This window comes from Sphingomonas chungangi, from assembly GCF_013778325.1.
GTDB lineage: Bacteria > Pseudomonadota > Alphaproteobacteria > Sphingomonadales > Sphingomonadaceae > Solisphingomonas > Solisphingomonas chungangi.
This window is the reverse complement of the sequence record NZ_JACEIB010000006.1, coordinates 165,523-184,729: the sequence shown is the minus strand read 5'-3', so window position 1 is coordinate 184,729 and position 19,207 is coordinate 165,523. Positions and strand designations below refer to the sequence as shown.

Annotated in this window: 15 protein-coding genes; 9 read left to right on the top strand and 6 right to left on the bottom strand. The window is 65.4% G+C overall.

What is annotated here, in order from left to right; translation table 11 throughout:
* Position 1 precedes the first annotated feature (1 nt).
* On the top strand, positions 2-706 hold the full coding sequence (rplA, locus tag HZF05_RS09055) for a 50S ribosomal protein L1 (RefSeq protein WP_160365753.1): 705 nt from the start codon (positions 2-4) through the stop codon (positions 704-706).
* Positions 707-880: 174 nt separating this feature from the next.
* A complete protein-coding gene (locus tag HZF05_RS09050; protein ID WP_160365752.1) occupies positions 881-1,093 on the top strand; it encodes a hypothetical protein in 213 nt (70 codons plus the stop codon).
* A gap of 39 nt (positions 1,094-1,132) precedes the next feature.
* On the opposite strand, the gene HZF05_RS09045 is transcribed toward HZF05_RS09050, so the two are convergent.
* Positions 1,133-1,537: a hypothetical protein gene (locus tag HZF05_RS09045; RefSeq protein ID WP_160365751.1), complete on the bottom strand. Its 405-nt coding sequence runs from the start codon at positions 1,535-1,537 to the stop codon at positions 1,133-1,135.
* Between the two features lie 357 nt (positions 1,538-1,894).
* On the opposite strand from HZF05_RS09045, the gene rplJ reads away from it, so the two are divergent.
* Together rplJ and rplL are read left to right on the top strand one after the other, a co-directional pair.
* Entirely contained in the window at positions 1,895-2,410 is a 516-nt protein-coding gene (gene rplJ, locus HZF05_RS09040; protein ID WP_160365750.1) for a 50S ribosomal protein L10, read from the top strand.
* A 75-nt stretch (positions 2,411-2,485) separates the two neighbouring features.
* Complete coding sequence (gene rplL, locus HZF05_RS09035) at positions 2,486-2,863, top strand: 50S ribosomal protein L7/L12 (protein ID WP_160365749.1); 378 nt, start codon at positions 2,486-2,488, stop codon at positions 2,861-2,863.
* A 78-nt stretch (positions 2,864-2,941) separates the two neighbouring features.
* Here the strand turns inward: rplL and HZF05_RS09030 are convergent, their stop codons facing one another.
* Both HZF05_RS09030 and HZF05_RS09025 read right to left on the bottom strand, forming a co-directional pair.
* On the bottom strand, positions 2,942-3,328 hold the full coding sequence (locus HZF05_RS09030) for a PIN domain-containing protein (RefSeq protein WP_160365748.1): 387 nt from the start codon (positions 3,326-3,328) through the stop codon (positions 2,942-2,944).
* The gene (locus tag HZF05_RS09025; protein WP_160365747.1) at positions 3,325-3,558 is read right to left on the bottom strand and encodes a type II toxin-antitoxin system Phd/YefM family antitoxin; all 234 of its coding nucleotides are present in this window, start codon (positions 3,556-3,558) and stop codon (positions 3,325-3,327) included. The genes HZF05_RS09030 and HZF05_RS09025 overlap by 4 nt, the downstream gene beginning before the upstream one ends.
* A 359-nt stretch (positions 3,559-3,917) precedes the next feature.
* Here HZF05_RS09025 and rpoB point away from each other — a divergent pair, with 359 nt between their 5' ends.
* The 3 genes from rpoB (at position 3,918) to HZF05_RS09010 (ending at position 13,291) form a co-directional block, all read left to right on the top strand.
* Positions 3,918-8,075 (top strand): DNA-directed RNA polymerase subunit beta, encoded by a 4,158-nt coding sequence (gene rpoB / locus HZF05_RS09020; RefSeq protein WP_160365746.1) that lies wholly within the window; start codon positions 3,918-3,920, stop codon positions 8,073-8,075.
* 164 nt (positions 8,076-8,239) lie between these two features.
* Positions 8,240-12,514 carry a DNA-directed RNA polymerase subunit beta' gene (rpoC, locus tag HZF05_RS09015; protein WP_160365745.1) on the top strand — a complete coding sequence of 1,425 codons (4,275 nt, stop codon included), beginning with the start codon at positions 8,240-8,242 and terminating at the stop codon, positions 12,512-12,514.
* A gap of 213 nt (positions 12,515-12,727) precedes the next feature.
* Positions 12,728-13,291 carry a hypothetical protein gene (locus HZF05_RS09010; RefSeq protein WP_160365744.1) on the top strand — a complete coding sequence of 188 codons (564 nt, stop codon included), beginning with the start codon at positions 12,728-12,730 and terminating at the stop codon, positions 13,289-13,291.
* Here the strand turns inward: HZF05_RS09010 and HZF05_RS09005 are convergent.
* Together HZF05_RS09005 and HZF05_RS09000 are read right to left on the bottom strand one after the other, a co-directional pair.
* A complete protein-coding gene (locus HZF05_RS09005; RefSeq protein ID WP_160365743.1) occupies positions 13,281-14,321 on the bottom strand; it encodes a glycosyltransferase in 1,041 nt (346 codons plus the stop codon). The two genes, HZF05_RS09010 and HZF05_RS09005, sit on opposite strands and share 11 nt — an antisense overlap.
* Positions 14,322-14,328: 7 nt before the next feature.
* Complete coding sequence (locus HZF05_RS09000; protein WP_160365742.1) at positions 14,329-15,456, bottom strand: radical SAM protein; 1,128 nt, start codon at positions 15,454-15,456, stop codon at positions 14,329-14,331.
* Positions 15,457-15,618: 162 nt separating this feature from the next.
* On the opposite strand from HZF05_RS09000, the gene HZF05_RS08995 reads away from it, so the two are divergent.
* Positions 15,619-17,010 (top strand): M20/M25/M40 family metallo-hydrolase, encoded by a 1,392-nt coding sequence (locus HZF05_RS08995; protein ID WP_343046860.1) that lies wholly within the window; start codon positions 15,619-15,621, stop codon positions 17,008-17,010.
* A 55-nt stretch (positions 17,011-17,065) separates the two neighbouring features.
* Here HZF05_RS08995 and HZF05_RS08990 read toward each other — a convergent pair whose 3' ends face one another.
* On the bottom strand, positions 17,066-17,602 hold the full coding sequence (locus HZF05_RS08990) for a CHAP domain-containing protein (protein ID WP_246331835.1): 537 nt from the start codon (positions 17,600-17,602) through the stop codon (positions 17,066-17,068).
* Positions 17,603-17,873: 271 nt separating this feature from the next.
* Between HZF05_RS08990 and HZF05_RS08985 the strand changes: the two genes are divergently transcribed.
* Entirely contained in the window at positions 17,874-19,193 is a 1,320-nt protein-coding gene (locus tag HZF05_RS08985) for a lipopolysaccharide biosynthesis protein (protein ID WP_160365740.1), read from the top strand.
* Positions 19,194-19,207 lie beyond the last annotated feature (14 nt).

Below are 19,207 nucleotides of genomic sequence, written 5' to 3'. Positions count from 1 at the left end.
GATGCTCAAGGCTAAGAAGCTGACCAAGAAGGCCCAGGGCCTCGCCACCGCCGTCGATCGCGAGAAGCTGTACGGCGTCTCCGAAGCCATCGCGCTCGCCAAGGCGAACGCCACTTCCAAGTTCGACGAGACCATCGAGGTCGCGGTGAACCTGGGCGTCGATCCGCGCCACGCCGACCAGATGGTCCGCGGCGTCGTGACGCTGCCGAAGGGCACCGGCAAGACCGTGCGCGTCGGCGTGTTCGCCCGTGGCGCCAAGGCCGAGGAGGCCAAGGCCGCCGGTGCGGACGTCGTCGGTGCGGAGGACCTGCTGGAGATCGTCCAGGGCGGCACCATCGAGTTCGAGCGCTGCATCGCGACGCCCGACATGATGGGCCTCGTCGGCCGTCTCGGCAAGGTGCTGGGCCCCAAGGGCCTGATGCCGAACCCGAAGCTCGGCACCGTGACGATGGACGTCGCCAAGGCCGTGGAAGCGGCCAAGGGCGGCCAGATCGAATATCGTGTCGAGAAGGCGGGCATCATCCATGCCGGTCTCGGTAAGGCTTCGTTCTCCGAAGCCGACCTGCGCGAGAATTTCGACGCGCTGATCGACGCGCTGGTCAAGGCCAAGCCGTTGGGCGCCAAGGGCAAGTATGTGAAGAAGATCGCCGTCTCGTCCACCATGGGCGCCGGCATCAAGGTCGACACCGCCGAGGTCGCGGCCTGATCTCTTCGATCAGCTGAAACAGGAAGGGCCGGGAGCGATCCCGGCCCTTTTTGTTTGCGCACTGTCCCACGCGCCCGAACATTAATTTCCGGTCACCCTTCCCCGCCCCGGATTGACCTTTCCCCCAAATCGGAGTCGGATCGGGCCACCACGCTTTCGTGGGGGAGAAAGACAATGATCCGCACCTTCGCCGCTCTGTCGATCACCGCTCTTATGGCCACCAGCCTGATCGCCGCGCCCTGCCGCGACGCCAAGGGCAAGTTCATCAAGTGCGCCGCCAAGCCGGCCGCCGCCGCGCCGGCCGCATCCGCCGTCAACAAGGACGCCAAGGGCCGCTGCCACGTCGCCTCCGGGCCGAAGAAGGGCCAACTGACCAAGTGCCCGTGATCTGATGCCTATCGAGGGGCCGGGTGCGATCCCGGCCCTTCATCGTCTCAGAATGGCATCCGCGCCCGAGAAAGCGGGCAAATGGGATTTGGCGTAGCGGATGACGGCAGCTTCGACCGCATCTGCCTCTCCTCCGCCATGAGTTAGTTGCTCGTACTGCTCATCCAGATCATCCCAATCCGCGCTTACCCGCTGAGATGCCCGGTCGACCAATCCGGCAGCTTCGGACAAGCCCAATCTGACATAAGCTTCGACGCACGCATCGACGGATATATCGACCGCGCGCAGGTTGGAGATCGTGGTCTCGAAGGCACCATTCAACCATCGGCGATGCAGAGCGAGAACCAAGCCCGCAGCCTTCTCTTCGGTGGTCTGCGGCTCCCATTCCAGATACTCCGCAAGAACGTCGGGAATCCGGATCTTCGGATCGAGATCGGCCAGCATGAAAATGCTCCTCTTGCGCGCAGTCTGTCGCATATGTCCGATTAGCGCCACCGATTGACTTTCTGCGCAACCCCGCTATGAGCGCGCCCTTCGGAAGGTCGTGAGACCTCCCGATGCCGTCCGAGACTGCAGCTGGGGTTTCCCCTTAATCGTGCTGCATAGGCGGGGAAGAGTTTTACCGGACGATGCCGTGCGATGGCGCGCTTCCGGGTCTGCCGCGCGAAGGGTCTTCGAACCCGCACCAGCGCGACCAGTCGACGATTTCCCACGGACGTTTGCCGGAAGGCCCGCAAGGCTTCCCGGTCGAACCCCGGTTGCCCGCGTTGGGCCGCCGGAATGTACGAAGTGGAGATTGGCATGGATCGCGATCAGAAGTCCGCGGCTGTTGCCGAGCTGAACCGCACTTTCTCCGAGAGCGGCGTGGTGGTTGTCACCCGCAATCTCGGCCTCTCGGTCACGCAGGCGACTGCGCTCCGGGTGAAGATGCGTGATGCTGGCGCCAGCTACAAGGTTGCCAAGAACCGCCTCGCCCGCATCGCCGCCGAAGGCACGTCCTACACCTCGCTCAGCGATCTGCTGACGGGGCCGACCGCGCTTTCGTCGTCCAAGGATCCGGTGGCGGCCGCCAAGGCCGTCGTCGAGTTCGCGAAGACCAACGACAAGATCGAAATTGTCGGTGGTGCGATGGGAAGCACCGTCCTCGACTTGAATGGCGTGAAGGCTCTGGCCGAACTGCCGTCGCTCGACGAGCTGCGTGCCAAGCTCGTGGGCCTCATCCAGGCCCCCGCGCAGAAGCTCGCCTCGATCACGCAGGCCCCCGCCGCGCAGCTCGCGCGCGTGTTCTCGGCCTATGCGGAGAAGGACGCGGCCTGATCCCTCGGGCCCGAGACGTTCTAGACCTTATTTCGAAGACATATTGGGGCGCCGCCCCACATTTGGAGACCTACAATGGCTGACCTGCAGAAGCTCGTTGACGACCTGTCCGCCCTGACCGTTCTCGAGGCCGCCGAGCTCTCGAAGCTGCTCGAAGAGAAGTGGGGCGTTTCGGCCGCCGCTGCCGTGGCGGTTGCCGCCCCGGGTGGTGGTGGCGCCGCCGCCCCGGCCGCCGAAGAGAAGACCGAGTTCGACGTGATCCTCACCGGCGACGGTGGCAAGAAGATCAACGTCATCAAGGAAGTCCGCGCCATCACCGGCCTGGGCCTGACCGAGGCGAAGGCCCTGGTCGAGGGCGCGCCGAAGGCCGTCAAGGAAGGCGTGAACAAGGACGAGGCCGAGAAGGTCAAGAAGCAGCTCGAAGAGGCTGGTGCCACTGTCGAGCTGAAGTAATCCGGCGCGCCTTCGGGCGCACCGGGCTTCAGAGCCAAGCGAGAGGGGCGGCCCGGCGACGGGTCGCCCCTTTTCGTATCAGACCAGCTTAATCTTGCCGGGGTAGCCGGAGACCGCTCCATCGGCCGTCACCAGCGTGGCATTCTCACCAAGCGCCTGGGCAACCAGCAGCCGATCGAACGGATCGCGGTGCAATGACGGCAGATCGGCCACTGCCAGAACATGCGTCGCACGCACGTCCAATTCCCCATATCCCGCCGCGATGAGCCCGCTCCGCAAGGCAACCGGATCGACTTCGAAATCCGCACGACCAAGGCCGGACTTGATTACGATTTCCCAGATGCTCGCGACGCTGAACAGCAAATCGTTATGCTCGTCCTCGATCAACCCGCGAACCTCTGCGCCCAGCCGATCCGAACCCTGCGCCGCCCAGAGCAACAGATGCGTATCAAGCAGGAGCTTCACCCCATCCCTCCGAACAGCCCGTCGATCTCCTTGTTCTCCATGTGATCGAAATCGTCAGGCACCTTGATCTTGCCGGCCAGGAAACCGATCCGCGCCGCTCCCGCGCAGATCGGAACGACCTTGACCATAGGCTTGCCCGCCTTGGCGATAACAAAGGCCTCTCCCTTCGACGCCAGATCGACGAGGCGCGAGAGATGCGTCTTCGCGTCGTGCATGTTGACCGTCTTCATCCGCAATATCCCACCAGACTTAGTCCACAGGCTTAGTCCATTTGGGGCTTACTGACAAGTTTTGCCCACCCCCTTCCCTTCTCGATTTCAGGCGTTATATACCTCCCTCATCCAAAATCACTGACCGTACGCTCGCTGTTTGCGCGTGTCCGGTCGTCCGCCAGAGCCTTCGGGACACGGCCCGCCTTGCGCAACGGGCCGCGACGAATGGAAGACCCGGGCGGGATAAGAGTGCAGCAGTGCGGCCCCGACAGCCCGGGACCGCACTTTTTTGCGTGACTTCCCCGAGTCGCGCCCGGCTGCAGGGGGTGCTGCGAGGCGCCTCCGCGACGAGATTAACAGCGAGGACGAGACCAGGCATGGCGACCCAGCCCATCCCCCCGGCGATGATCGGCACCGCGAAGAAGCGGATCCGCAAGGTGTTCGGCGACATCCACGAAGTCATCCAGATGCCGAACCTGATCGAGGTTCAGCGCGAGAGCTACGAGCAGTTCCTGCGCTCCGATCCCTCGATCGGCTATGTCTCGGGCCTGGAGAAGACGCTGCGCAGCGTGTTCCCGATCCGCGATTTCGCCGGCACCGCCGAGCTGGATTTCGTCAACTACGAGCTCGAAGAGCCGAAGTATGACGTGGAAGAGTGCCGCCAGCGCGGCATCACCTACGCCGCGCCGATGCGCGTTACCCTGCGCCTGATCGTGTTCGAGGTCGATCCCGACACGGAGACCCGCTCGGTCCTCGATATCAAGGAGCAGGACGTTTACATGGGCGACATGCCGCTCATGACGTGGAACGGCACCTTCTTCATCAACGGCACCGAGCGCGTCATCGTCTCGCAGATGCACCGTTCGCCGGGCGTGCTGTTCGATCACGATCGCGGCAAGACCCATGCGTCGGGCAAGTATCTCTTCGCCGCCCGCGTGATCCCGTATCGCGGCTCGTGGCTGGATTTCGAGTTCGACGCCAAGGACATCGTCAACGTCCGCATCGACCGCAAGCGCAAGCTGCCGGTCACCACGCTGCTCTATGCGCTGGGCCTTAACGGCGAGCAGATCCTCAACACCTTCTACAAGACCGCAACCTATGTGCGCGGCGAAGGCGGCTGGAAGGTGCCCTTCCTGCCGGAGAACTGGCGCGGCCAGAAGCCGATGTACGACGTGATCGACGCCAAGACCGGCGAGGTCGTGTTCCCGGCCGGCACCAAGATTTCGCCCCGCGCCGCCAACAAGGCCGGCAAGGACGGCCTCGAGACTTTGCTCATCCCGACCGACGAGATCTTCGGCCGCTATTCGGCCTATGATCTCATCAACGAGGCGACCGGCGAGATCTACATCGAGGCCGGCGACGAGGTCACCGAGGAGAATCTCGCGAAGCTCGACGCCACCGGCATCGAGGATCTCGTGCTGCTCGACATCGATCACGTGTCGACCGGCGCGTGGATCCGCAACACTCTGAAGGCCGACAAGGTCGAGGAGCGCGACCATGCGCTCAGCGAGATCTATCGCGTCATGCGCCCCGGCGAGCCGCCGACCAAGGAGACCGCCGAGGCGCTGTTCGCCGGCCTGTTCTTCGATCCGGAGCGCTACGACCTCTCGGCCGTGGGCCGCGTGAAGCTCAACATGCGCCTCGATCTCGACGTCGAGGACACGGTGACCACGCTGCGCACCGAGGACATTCTCGAGGTCGTCAAGACGCTCGTGAACCTCAAGGACGGCAAGGGCGAGATCGACGACATCGACAATCTCGGCAACCGCCGCGTGCGTTCGGTGGGCGAGCTGCTGGAGAACCAGTATCGCGTCGGCCTGCTCCGCATGGAGCGCGCCGTGAAGGAGCGCATGTCGTCGGTCGACGTGTCGACGGTCATGCCGAACGACCTGATCAACGCGAAGCCGGCGGTTGCCGCCGTGCGCGAGTTCTTCGGCTCGTCGCAGCTGTCGCAGTTCATGGACCAGACCAACCCGCTCTCCGAAGTGACGCACAAGCGTCGCGTCTCGGCGCTCGGGCCGGGCGGCCTCACCCGCGAGCGCGCGGGCTTCGAGGTCCGCGACGTCCACCCGACCCACTATGGCCGCATCTGCCCGATCGAGACGCCGGAAGGCCCGAACATCGGCCTGATCAACTCGCTCGCGTCGTTCAGCCGCGTCAACAAGTACGGCTTCATCGAGACGCCGTACCGCAAGGTGATCGATCACAAGGTGACCAGCGACGTGGTCTATCTCTCCGCCATGGAAGAGGCCAAGCACACGATCGCGCAGGCCAACGCCGAAGTGAACGCCGACGGCACCTTCGCCGAGGATCTCATCTCGGCCCGCGAGGCCGGCGAGTTCCTGATGGCGCAGCGCGACCAGATCACGCTGATGGATGTGTCGCCGAAGCAGCTCGTCTCGGTCGCCGCCTCGCTCATTCCGTTCCTGGAGAATGACGACGCCAACCGCGCACTGATGGGCTCGAACATGCAGCGCCAGGCGGTGCCGCTCGTCCGGGCCGAGGCGCCGTTCGTCGGCACCGGCATGGAAGAGACCGTCGCGCGTGACTCGGGCGCCGCGATCGGCGCGAAGCGCACCGGCATCGTCGACCAGGTCGACGCCGGCCGCATCGTGATCCGCGCTACCGACGAGGTGGAGCCGGGCAAGTCGGGCGTCGACATCTACACGCTGATGAAGTTCCAGCGCTCCAACCAGTCGACCTGCATCAACCAGCGCCCGCTGGTGAAGGTGGGCGATCAGGTGCGCAAGGGCGACATCATCGCCGACGGCCCCTCCACCGAGTTCGGCGAGCTCGCGCTCGGCCGCAACGTCCTCGTCGCGTTCATGCCGTGGAACGGCTACAACTACGAGGATTCGATCCTGATCTCCGAGCGGATCGTGAAGGACGACGTCTTCACCTCGATCCACATCGAGGAGTTCGAGGTCATGGCCCGCGACACCAAGCTCGGGCCGGAGGACATCACCCGCGACATCCCGAACGTCGGCGAGGAGGCGCTCCGCAACCTCGACGAGGCGGGCATCGTCTATATCGGTGCCGAGATCGAGCCGGGCGACATCCTCGCCGGCAAGATCACGCCCAAGGGTGAATCGCCGATGACGCCGGAGGAAAAGCTCCTCCGCGCCATCTTCGGCGAGAAGGCCAGCGACGTGCGCGACACCTCGCTCCGCCTGCCGCCGGGCGTCTCGGGCACCGTCGTCGACGTGCGCGTGTTCAACCGCCACGGCGTCGACAAGGACGAGCGCGCGCTGGCGATCGAACGCGAGGAGATCGACCGTCTCGCCAAGGATCGCGAGGACGAGCGCGCCATCCTCAACCGCGCGACGTTCAGCCGCCTCCAGCCGATGCTCACCGGCCAGACCATCGTGTCGGCGCCGAAGGGCATCAAGAAGGGCGGCGAGATCACGACCGAGACGCTGCACGAGGTCGAGAAGCGCGAATGGTGGAAGTTCGCCGTCGCCGACGACAAGGTGCAGGCCGATCTCGAGGCCGTGAAGGCGCAGTATGACGATGCCGTCGGCGTGCTCCAGAAGCGCTACGAGGATCGCGTCGAGAAGCTGCAGCGCGGCGACGAGCTGCCGCCGGGCGTGCTCAAGATGGTCAAGGTCTTCGTCGCGGTGAAGCGCAAGCTGCAGCCGGGCGACAAGATGGCCGGCCGTCACGGCAACAAGGGCGTCATCTCGCGCATCCTGCCGAACGAGGACATGCCGTTCCTGGAGGACGGCACCCACGTCGACATCGTGCTGAACCCGCTGGGCGTGCCGTCGCGCATGAACGTCGGCCAGATCTTCGAGACGCACCTGGGCTGGGCTTCGCGCAACCTGGGCAAGCAGATCAACGAGGCTCTGGAAGCATGGCGCGAGGCGAACCCGGACGCCCTGCCCTCCACCCCGCCCGCGGCGGTCGTGGATCGGCTGAAGGACGTCTATGGCGAGCAGTATCACGCCGAGATCGATGCCCGCTCGGGCGAAGAGATCGTCGAGATGGCGGCGCTGCTGAAGAACGGCGTGCCGATGGCCACCCCGGTGTTCGACGGCGCCCGCGAGGCGGACGTGTCGGCGATGCTCACCAAGGCGGGCGTCGACACGTCGGGCCAGTCGACGCTGTATGACGGCCGCACCGGCGACGCCTTCGATCGCAAGGTGACGGTGGGCTACATCTACATGCTGAAGCTGCACCACCTGGTCGACGACAAGATCCACGCGCGTTCGATCGGGCCTTACTCGCTCGTCACCCAGCAGCCGCTGGGCGGCAAGGCGCAGTTCGGCGGCCAGCGCTTCGGCGAGATGGAGGTGTGGGCGCTCCAGGCCTATGGCGCCGCCTACACGCTGCAGGAGATGCTGACGGTGAAGTCCGACGACGTGGTCGGCCGCACCAAGGTCTATGAGGCGATCGTCAAGGGCGACGACACGTTCGAGGCCGGCATCCCCGAGAGCTTCAACGTGCTCGTCAAGGAAATGCGCTCGCTGGGCCTCAACGTCGAACTGCTCAACGACGAGAGCAAGGACGACGATCTGGCCGAGGCGGCGGAGTAAGACGCACAGAACACCGTTCGTCCTGAGGAACCGCTGAGCTTGTCCAAGCGGTGTCTCGAAGGACGGAGGCGCGGGGCTGCCCTTCGAGACGGGCCTTCGCCTTCGCTCAGTCCCTCCTCAGGGCGAACGGACTTTGATTTACCCTCCCACGTGAGGACGATGACATGAACGAGATGACCAATTTCGCCAATCCGCTCGCGAAGCCGGAGACGTTCGATCAGATCAAGATCGGCATCGCCTCGCCCGAGCGCATCCGCTCCTGGTCGTTCGGCGAGATCAAGAAGCCGGAGACGATCAACTACCGCACGTTCAAGCCCGAGCGTGACGGCCTGTTCTGCGCGCGCATCTTCGGTCCGATCAAGGATTACGAGTGCCTGTGCGGCAAGTACAAGCGGATGAAGTACAAGGGCATCGTCTGCGAGAAGTGCGGCGTCGAGGTCACCGTCTCGAAGGTCCGCCGCGAGCGGATGGGCCATATCGAGCTGGCCGCCCCGGTCGCGCACATCTGGTTCCTGAAGAGCCTGCCCTCGCGCATCGGCCTGCTGCTCGACATGCAGCTCAAGCAGCTGGAGCGCATCCTCTATTTCGAGGCATACGTTGTCACCGAGCCCGGCCTGACGCCGCTGGAGAAGTACCAGCTGCTGACCGAGGACGAGCTGCTGACCGCGCAGGACGAGTATGGCGAGGACGCCTTCTCGGCCGGCATCGGCGCCGAGGCCGTCAAGATCATGCTGATGGATCTCGATCTGGAGGGCGAGAAGGAAGCCCTGATCGAGGAGCTGGCCACCACCAAGTCCGAGCTCAAGCCCAAGAAGATCATCAAGCGCCTCAAGGTCGTCGAGAGCTTCCTCGAATCCGGCAACCGTCCGGAGTGGATGATCCTCGACGTCGTTCCGGTCATCCCGCCGGAACTGCGCCCGCTCGTGCCGCTCGACGGCGGCCGCTTCGCGACGTCCGATCTCAACGATCTGTATCGCCGCGTGATCAACCGCAACAACCGCCTCAAGCGCCTGATGGAGCTGCGCGCGCCGGACATCATCGTCCGCAACGAGAAGCGCATGCTGCAGGAGGCGGTCGACGCGCTGTTCGACAACGGCCGTCGCGGCCGCACGATCACGGGCGCCAACAAGCGTCCGCTGAAGTCGCTGTCCGACATGCTCAAGGGCAAGCAGGGCCGCTTCCGCCAGAACCTGCTCGGCAAGCGCGTCGACTATTCGGGCCGTTCGGTGATCGTGACCGGTCCGGAGCTCAAGCTGCACCAGTGCGGCCTGCCCAAGAAGATGGCGCTCGAGCTGTTCAAGCCGTTCATCTACGCCCGCCTCGATGCCAAGGGTCTCTCGATGACCCTGAAGCAGGCCAAGAAGTGGGTCGAGAAGGAGCGCAAGGAAGTCTGGGACATCCTCGACGAGGTGATCCGCGAGCATCCGGTGCTGCTGAACCGCGCGCCGACGCTCCACCGCCTCGGCATCCAGGCGTTCGAGCCCGTGCTGATCGAGGGCAAGGCGATCCAGCTGCACCCGCTGGTCTGCTCGGCCTTCAACGCCGACTTCGACGGCGACCAGATGGCCGTGCACGTCCCGCTGTCGCTCGAAGCGCAGCTGGAAGCGCGCGTGCTGATGATGTCGACCAACAACATCCTGTCGCCCGCCAACGGCAAGCCGATCATCGTGCCGTCGCAGGACATGGTGCTGGGCCTCTATTACCTCTCGCTCTCCAAGGAGAACGAGCCGGGCGAGGGCTCGATCCTCGGCAACATGACCGAGGTCCACCAGGCTTTGTTCAACAAGGCCGTGACCCTGCACACCAAGATCACGACCCGCGTTCCGCAGACCGACGAGGACGGCAACACCTACCTCAAGCGTTACGAGACGACGCCGGGCCGCATGCTGATCGGCGAGTGCCTGCCCAAGTCGTTCAAGGTGCCCTTCGACGTGGTCAACCGCGTGCTGACCAAGAAGGACATCGGCGACGTCATCGACGAGGTCTATCGCCACACCGGCCAGAAGGACACGGTGCTGTTCGCCGACGCGATCATGTCGCTGGGCTTCCGCCACGCCTTCCAGGCCGGCATCTCCTTCGGCAAGGACGACATGGTCATCCCCGCCGCCAAGGATCCGCTGGTCGAGGAAACCAAGCTGCTCGTGAAGGATTACGAGCAGCAGTATCAGGACGGCCTGATCACCCAGCAGGAGAAGTACAACAAGGTGATCGACGCCTGGTCGCGCTGCGGTGACCGCGTGGCGGCCGAGATGATGAAGGAGATCCAAGCGGTCAAGAAGACCGACGAGGGTCGCGAGAAGCCGATGAACGCCATCTACATGATGGCCCACTCGGGTGCCCGTGGCTCGGCCGCCCAGATCAAGCAGCTCGCCGGCATGCGCGGCCTCATGGCCAAGCCGTCGGGCGAGATCATCGAGACGCCGATCATCTCGAACTTCAAGGAAGGCCTGACCGTCCTTGAGTACTTCAACTCGACCCACGGCGCCCGCAAGGGTCTTGCCGACACGGCGCTCAAGACGGCGAACTCGGGCTACCTGACCCGCCGCCTCGTCGACGTGTCGCAGGATTGCGTGATCGTCGAGATCGATTGCGGCACCGAGCGGTCGCTGGAAATGAAGGCGATCGTCCAGGGCGGCGCCACCATCGCCTCGCTCGGCGAGCGTATCCTGGGCCGCACCACGGCCGAGGACATCGTCGATCCGAAGACCAACGAGGTCGTCATCCCGGAGGGCACGCTGCTCGACGAGCCGATGATCGCCAAGGTCGAGGCAGTCGCCCCGCAGGCGGTGCAGATCCGCTCGCCGCTGGTCTGCGAGTCGATCGGCGGCGTCTGCGCCACCTGCTACGGGCGTGACCTCGCGCGCGGTACGCCGGTGAACATCGGCGAGGCGGTCGGCGTCATCGCCGCCCAGTCGATCGGCGAGCCGGGCACCCAGCTGACGATGCGGACCTTCCACATCGGCGGCGCCGCCCAGCTCAACGAGACGTCGAACCTCGAGGCGCCGACCGACGGCAAGATCGAGTATCGCGACATGCCGACGATCGTCGATCCGCGTGGTCGCCGCGTCGCGATGTCGCGCTCGGCCGAGCTGGCGATCGTCGACATGGACGGCCGCGAGCTCTCGACGCACCGTATCCCCTACGGCGCCCACCTCCTCTACGACGGTGGCCACATCGTCTCGAAGGGCGATCGTCTGGCGGAGTGGGATCCGTTCATGATGCCGGTGATCACCGAGAAGGCCGGCACCGTGAAGTATCAGGATCTCGTCGAGAACCAGACGCTCACCGAGCAGACCGACGAAGCGACAGGCATCGCGCAGAAGGTGGTGATCGAATATCGCGCCACCTCGCGGAAGGAGGATCTCCGTCCGCGCCTCACCCTGCTGGACGACAGCTCGGGCGAGGCCGCGCGCTACATGCTGGCGCCGGGCGCGATGCTCTCGGTCGAGGACGGCCAGCAGGTGCAGGCGGGCGAGGTTCTCGCCCGTGTGTCGCGCGAAGCCGCCAAGACCCGCGACATCACCGGCGGTCTGCCGCGCGTCGCCGAGCTGTTCGAGGCGCGCAAGCCGAAGGAAAACGCGATCATCGCGAAGATCTCCGGCCGCGTCGAATTCGGCAAGGATTACAAGGCCAAGCGCAAGATCATCATCCGCCCGGATGATGGCTCCGAGCCGGTCGAGTATCTCGTGCCGAAGTCGAAGGTGATCGACGTGCAGGAGGGCGACCACGTCCGCCGCGGCGACAACCTGATCGGCGGCTCGCCCGATCCGCACGACATCCTCGAGGTGCTCGGCATCGAGCCGCTCGCGGCCTATCTCGTGTCGGAAATCCAGGAAGTGTATCGACTGCAGGGCGTGAAGATCAACGACAAGCACATCGAGACGATCGTTCGTCAGATGCTGCTCAAGGTCGAGATCACCAATGCGGGCGACACCACCTTCCTGGCCGGCGAGCAGGTCGAGAAGGAGGACATGGAAGCGGTCAACCGCAAGATGGTCGAGGAAGGCCGGCAGCCCGCCGAGGGCAAGCCGATCCTGCTCGGCATCACCAAGGCGTCGCTGCAGACCCGCAGCTTCATCTCGGCCGCCTCGTTCCAGGAGACGACCCGCGTGCTCACCGAGGCTTCGGTGCAGGGCAAGATCGACAACCTGAACGGGCTCAAGGAGAATGTCATCGTCGGCCGCCTCATCCCGGCGGGCACCGGCGCGGGCATGAACCGCCTGCGCGTGGCGGCCTCGTCGCGCGATGCGGCGCTCCGTGCCCAGCAGAAGGCCTTCGAGGTCTCGATCGCGGCGCCGTCTTCGGCCGCCGAGGAGCATGATGCGGAGCTCAAGCGCTCGGCCCGCGAGAGCGCCGGCACCGGCGACGATCCCCTGGGTGATGTGGCCATGTCCGGCCACGGCACCGACGCGGATGCGGGCGACTACCTGAACAGCTGATCGCTCAGCCGTTCGGCGAAACGCTGAACCGACAGAGCCCCTTCCGCGAACGATCGCGGGAGGGGTTTTGTTTTACGGGAGTAAGGGATGACGCGGGTTCATCTGGTCTTCCACCTCGGGCCGGTCGGATAATCGCCGAAGCTTGCCCTCCGCCGCAAAATGGCATTGTCTGGAGTCAGGGCTGGCGCACGCGATCGCCGGGGGAGGGCAGCGGTGGGGGTGTTCGAGTTTACGTTCGCTTTGAATTCGGTCGTTCTCGGCCTTGCGCTGACACAAATCGCCGCTGCAGCCCATAAACTGCTGCTTGCGGGCAGGCGGGCGAAATGGGCGGCAGAACCGGTCCTGCTTGCATTCATCGTTTTGCTGGTCATCGTGACGGTCTGGCTTGGCGCATGGGATATGCGCGGCGAAACCGTGATTACGGTCGGCCATGTGCTGTTGCAGATCACAAAGCTCCTGACGCTGTATTTTGCATCCGCATCCGTCCTGCCGGATTTCGACGGCGATCACGTCGATCTCTTTAAATATTACGACCGGACGAGATTGCTGTCGTTTGGAGCTCTCATCGCATCCCTGCTGCTATTTATAGCGGACCAGATGGTCACTTACGGGCTTCCGAATGCGATGACGATCGCGATCTTCGCCCGGATGGTTCTGTATCCAATACTTTACATCTCTCTTATTTTTATCCGCGCCCGTTGGTTCAATATTCTCGTCCTGAGTTTCGTGATCCTCTATTATGGCTGGCAGACCATCGGGGTTCAGATCACGACTTAAGAAATGCACCCGGGGTCGCAGCCTCGTAAATGCTGTGCCAAACCCCATTGATGGCGTCCAACGAGAAGCGGCCGGCCCGTTCCATAGCTTTACGCGCCAGCACGACGCGCAATTCTCGATCCGTCGCCAGCCGCCGCACCGCCGCAGCAACGGCGTCTGGCCGCCGCCTGGGCACCGCCAGTATCGCGTCGCCGAAGGCTTCCTGGATGCCGCCCACCGCGGCCGCGATGCACGGCAAACCGCTCGCGCAGGCCTCGATCAGGGCCAGCGGCACGCCTTCATGGTCCGAACAGAGCAGGAAGGCATCGAGCCCGGCGAACCAGCCCGGCATGTCCGCCATGTCCCCGACGAACTCCACGTCGAATCCCGCCGCCCGCACGCGCAGATCGGTCTCCAGAGGCCCCTGCCCTGCGATCGACAGGCGCGCCGCCACGCCTTGTGCCTTGAGCAGCCGTATCGCCTCAATCGCATCGCGGTGGCGCTTGACCGGATGCAGGCGCGCAGCGATGCCGATCGTGAAGAGGTGATTCGCGGGCCGCTCGGCTGGGCGGAAAGCGGGAAGGTCGATCCCCGGCGACACCACCTCGATATCCAGCCCCGCCAGCCAGCGGAAGCGCCGCGCGAGGTCCGCCGAGACCGCCGTCACCGCCCGCGATGCTCGCAGCCCCCGCGCGATCGCCGGCGCCCAGCGCCAGCCGCTCCCCAGCGCAACATGCAGGCTCGTCACCATCGGCACCGCATGCGCCACCGGTGCGGCCAGCGCCGCGGCGATATGGCCCTGCGCGTGGAGCACGTCGATCCGCTCGCGCGCCAGCAGGTCGCGCAGTGCCGCCGCGAAGTCCGGCCGATGCCGGTCGAGCGCATGCTGCGGCACGTCGCCCGGATCGATCCGTCGTCCCTCGGCGTCCGGATCGTACAGGATCAGGCTCGGCTCCACGCCGATCATGCCCGCATGCCGGCAGAGATCGGCGACGATCCGCTCGCGCCCGCCCGTCACCATGTTGGGCAGCAGGTGCGCGACGCGGATCATTTCCTGCTCAGCGTGCCAGCCGCCCGGCCGCGTCCTTCGCATAGAGGCGCAGCGATGGCGCGTGCTTCTCCACCCGCGAGGCCGCCTCGCAATGGCAGTTCGGGCAATCGAGCCGGAACGCCGCCCGCGCCGCCTCGTGATGCGGTTTCTTGTAGAGGATCTCGCTGAGCCTCTTCTCGTGCAGGTTGCCGAGCGGGAAGGTTACGTAGCAGAGCATGACCGACCCATCGGCGCCCACCCACAGAAGCTTGCGCGCGTCGCACGGGATGCGCATCGCCTCCTGCTTGAGCGCCCAGTCGGCGAAGGAGGCGATGGCGGGCGCGCTTTCGGTCAGCAGGTCGGGCCGCTCCGCCTTGATGCGCAGCAGATGATCGATCACGCGGTCCACCGCCGGCCTGTCCTCGGGGCGGAACTGCAATTCGCGCTCCGGTCCCTCCTGGAAATAGGGCAGCGAGTAGTGGACGACGTCGATGTGCACGCTCGCCCGGAAACGATCGGCGAAGGCGATCATCTCGTCGACCGCCGCGATCGTCGCCGAGCGGCGGCTGAGCAGGAAGTTGAACTGGATGTCGAGCTGGTCCGGCCCGAACAGCGCGCGCGTGTTGGTCAGGCTTTCGACCAGACGATCGAAACGGCCGGGGCGCTGGACGTAGTCGTCGAACGCCCCTTCCTGCCCATAATAGCCGATCGTCACCTTGCGCAGGCCCGCCGCGTGCAGCGCTGCGATCTTGCGGTCGAGGATCAGCGCATTGGTGGTCATATAGCAGCCGACGCCGAGTTCGCGGGACAGCCGCACCATCTCCACCACGTCCGGATGCAGCAGCGGCTCGCCGCCATAGAGGCGCACCGCCGGCACCTTCGCCGCCGCCGCATCCTCCAGCAGCGCGCGGACCGTCTCCAGCGGCAGCTGTGCGCCGGGCATGAAGTCGCGGCCATATTTGCACCCCTGGCAGCGCAGGTTGCAGTGCGCGGTGATGGCGATGGTGATCTTCTCGGTGCGCGCGCCGATCAGCGAGGGCCATTGGCTCGCGAGGCTGCTCTTCATCCGCTCGCTCGCGGCATAGCCCGCCCGCAGAGCTGGCTTGGTCGCGGGTACCGCGCGCGCCAGCGAGCGTGCGAGACTGTCGATGGTCATGGCCCCTGCCCTCCTCCAATCAGACTAGCCCGGAGAGCGCTGGAATCGCCGCGCAAAATGGGCGGCGGCGTCCTGTTTCCGGACATCGGCGAAACTGTTGCACGACCGTGCAGCCTCCGCCATCATCGCCGCCTCGGGAGTAGCAGCACGGAGACCAGGGGCATGATGCGCAACGCCATGATCGGAAGCCTTATCGCGACATTGCTGGCGGGCACCGCCGCCGCCCTTCCCGCCCATCCCCAGGCCGAGAAGCAGGCGCTCGATCTCGCCAAGCAGGCGATCGCCCTGCGCTCCGTGCGCGGCCCCGGCAACAAGACGCCCGAGGTCGCGGCGCTCTACAAGTCCGCACTGGTCGCCGGCGGCTTCAAGGACAGCGACGTCACCATCACCCCGGTCGACGACACCGCCTATCTGATCGCCACCTGGCCCGGCAGCGATCCGTCGCTCAAGCCGATCGTCATCTCCGGCCACATGGACGTGGTCGAGGCCAATCCCAAGGACTGGACGCGAGATCCCTTCACCCCGATCGTCGAGAACGGCTATCTCTTCGGCCGCGGCGCCACCGACATGAAGCTGGACGGCACGCTCGCCATCGCCTCGCTGATCGAGCTGAAGCGCGAGGGGTACAAGCCCAAACGCACCATCGTCATCGAATTCTCCGGTGACGAGGAGACGACGATGAAGACCAGCGGCCTCATCGCCAGCAAGCTCTCCAACGCCGAACTGGTGCTGAACATCGACGGTGGCGGCGGCGCGCTCGACGAGAAGACCGGCAAGCCGCTCTATTTCACCTGGTCGGGCGCCGAGAAGGCCTATGCCGATTTCGAGCTGACCGTCACCAATCCCGGCGGCCACTCGTCCGAACCGCGCGCCGACAACGCGATCGACCAGCTCGCCGCCGGCCTCGTCCGTATCGGGGAATATCATTTCAAGCCCGAGCTGAACGACCTGACCAGGCAGGAGCTAGCGCAGGAATCGAAATACGAGGCCCCGGAGATCGGCGCCGCGATGCGCGCCTTCGTCGCCAATCCGGAGGACAAACAGGCGATCGCGACGCTCACCGCCAATCCGGCGACGGTCGGCCGGATCGGCACCACCTGCGTCGCGACGATGATCAACGGCGGCCATGCGCTGAACGCGCTGCCCCAGCGCGCTACCGCCAACATCAACTGCCGCATCTTCCCCGGCCACCCCTTCCCGCAGGTGATGGCCGAGCTCCAGCGCGTCGCCGCCGAACCGGCGATCCAGTTCAAAGACGTCACCGAGGGATCGGTGCCTACCCCGCCCTCGCCGCTGCGGCCCGATCTCGTGCAGGCGATCGAGACCTCGATCCACACGGTCTATCCGGGAGTCCCGGTGTTCCCGAGCCAGTCGTCGGGCGCCAGCGACAGCATGTGGTTCCGCCATGTCGGCGTGCCGAGCTACGGCGCGAGCCCGGTGTTCATCAAGGAATCGGAGGATTTCAGCCACGGGCTGAACGAGCGCACGCCGATCTCCAACATCCCGCCGGCGATCACCTATTACCTGTCGCTGATCCCGGCCCTGTCGAAGTGACGGTACGCCCCCTTCCTTCCAAGGGAGGGGGCACGCAATCCGGCGTATCGAAGAATCAGCCGATCAGCGCGGCGAGCGGGGACTTGGCGCGGGCCGCCTTGGTGTCCGCAGCGGCCTTCAGGATCGCATCGGCCGAGGGGGCGGAAGCTTCGGCGGTCGTGGTGGCCGCTGCCTTGCCCTTGCCGTTGTAGATGAACCCATAGACCGGATAGCTGCTGGTGCCGAGGCCACCGAGGCTCTTGAACCAGACACGAACCCGGCTCCAATCGTTGTTGGCCGAGACGTCCATCACCTCGACGTCGTTCTCGACCTTGCCGGGGGTCGACCAGTTGGCGTGGGTGACCTTGATGATGCGATCGGAGACGATCTGGCTCACCGTAGCGACATGGCCCGATCGCATCGAGCCGATCGACTTGAACACCAGCACCGCGCCTTCCTTGGGCGCATCGCCGCGGCCATACTTGCCGACCGCCTGGTTCCACCAGCCGGCGGCCGCGCCGAAAAGCTGGATGCCCGAGAACATGCGCGCGAAGGTCGCGCACTGCCAGAACGTGCCCTGCGCATCGGCCGGCGACGAGACGATCGCGGACATCGCAAGCGCGATGGAACACAACGCGATCTTCGATCGTTTAAGCATACCGGTTTTGCCCCGAATCCCTCTTGCCGATTCGTGTGTACCCGCCATCTCCCGTTAAGGAAGTTTACCTTCGTCGAGTCTTCGGCAGGCCGATGCGGCACTGCGGCGAACCGTTGACGGCTCGGCTCGTCGCACGACGAGCCGCAGCGGAAGCTTGCCAGCGGGTTAAAATACGCCGACAGGATCGGCAGATGGCCCGGCGCTTGAACGAGACCGACAGCGAATCATGAGGCACTGGTTCAGGGATGGCGTGTTCCGCGCCGTGCTGCGCAATGCCGGCTATCTGGGCTCCACCAAGCTGGTGGGCGCCCTCCTCGGGCTGATCGCGCTGATCGCGGCGGGCCACGGTCTGGATCCCGTCACCTTCGGTATGCTGACCCTGGTGCACACCTATGCGCTCGGCGCGGGCGCGATCACCAAGTTCCAGAGCTGGCAGCTGATCCTGCGCTACGGGGCGCCGGCGCTGGCGCGCGGCGACGAGTCGACGGCGCGCGACGCGATCCGCTTTGCCTTCGGGCTGGACATCGCGAGCGGGCTGGTCGGCATGGTCGCGGCGATGATCGCCCTTCCTTTCCTGGCGGGCGATTTCGGCATCGACGGCACGCACCTGCCGCTCGCGCTGATCTACTGCACCCTTGTGCCGACCATGTCGGCGGCGACGCCCACCGGCGTGATGCGCCTGCTCGATCGCTTCGATCTGCTCGCCAAGCAACAGATCGCGACGCCGCTGCTGCGCGCGGCCGGCGCGACTTTGGCCTGGGCGCTGAACCTCGGTTTCCCCGGCTTCGTGCTGGCCTGGTATGTCGCCGACATCACCGGAGACCTGATCCTGTGGGCGCTGACCGTCCGCGAGCTGCGCCGGCGCGGCATGATCGAGGCGCTGCGCCCCGGCCTGATGGGCACCGCGCGGCGGCTTCCGGATTCATGGAGCTTCGTGTGGACGACCAACATCTCCACTTCGCTCAACGCCTGCTGGGGCCCGATCAGCAACCTGATCGTCGGCGGCGTGCTGGGGCCGGTGGCGGCCGGCCTCTACAAGATCGCGACGACCCTCCTCGATTCCGCCGGCAAGCCCGCCGACCTGCTGACCAAGGGCTTCTATCCGGAGATCATGCGGCTCGATCCGTCGAGCAAGCATCCGTGGAAGCTGGCGGTGCGCACCGGGCTGATCGCGGGCGGCATCGGCCTTCTGGTGGTCGCGCTGATCCTGGTGGGCGGCAAGCCGTTCGTCGGGCTGTTCGGGCACAAATATCTCGCCGCCTACGGGCTGCTCAGCCTGATGATGTTCGCGCTGATGATCTCGATGGCGAGCTTCCCGCTGCAATCCCTGCTCTACATGGTCGGGCGGCAACGCGCGGCGCTGGCGGCGCAGGCGGCGGCGACCATCGTCTATCTCGGCATGCTCTCCATCCTCTGCCGGCTGTTCGGGCTGACCGGCGCCGGCACCGCCTATGTGCTGGGCAATGCCGCGCTGGCGCTGCTCATGCTGCTCCCGGTATTGGGAAGCTATCGCCGCCGGGAGCGCTATGCGCCGGCATTGACATGAAATCGTAACATCGA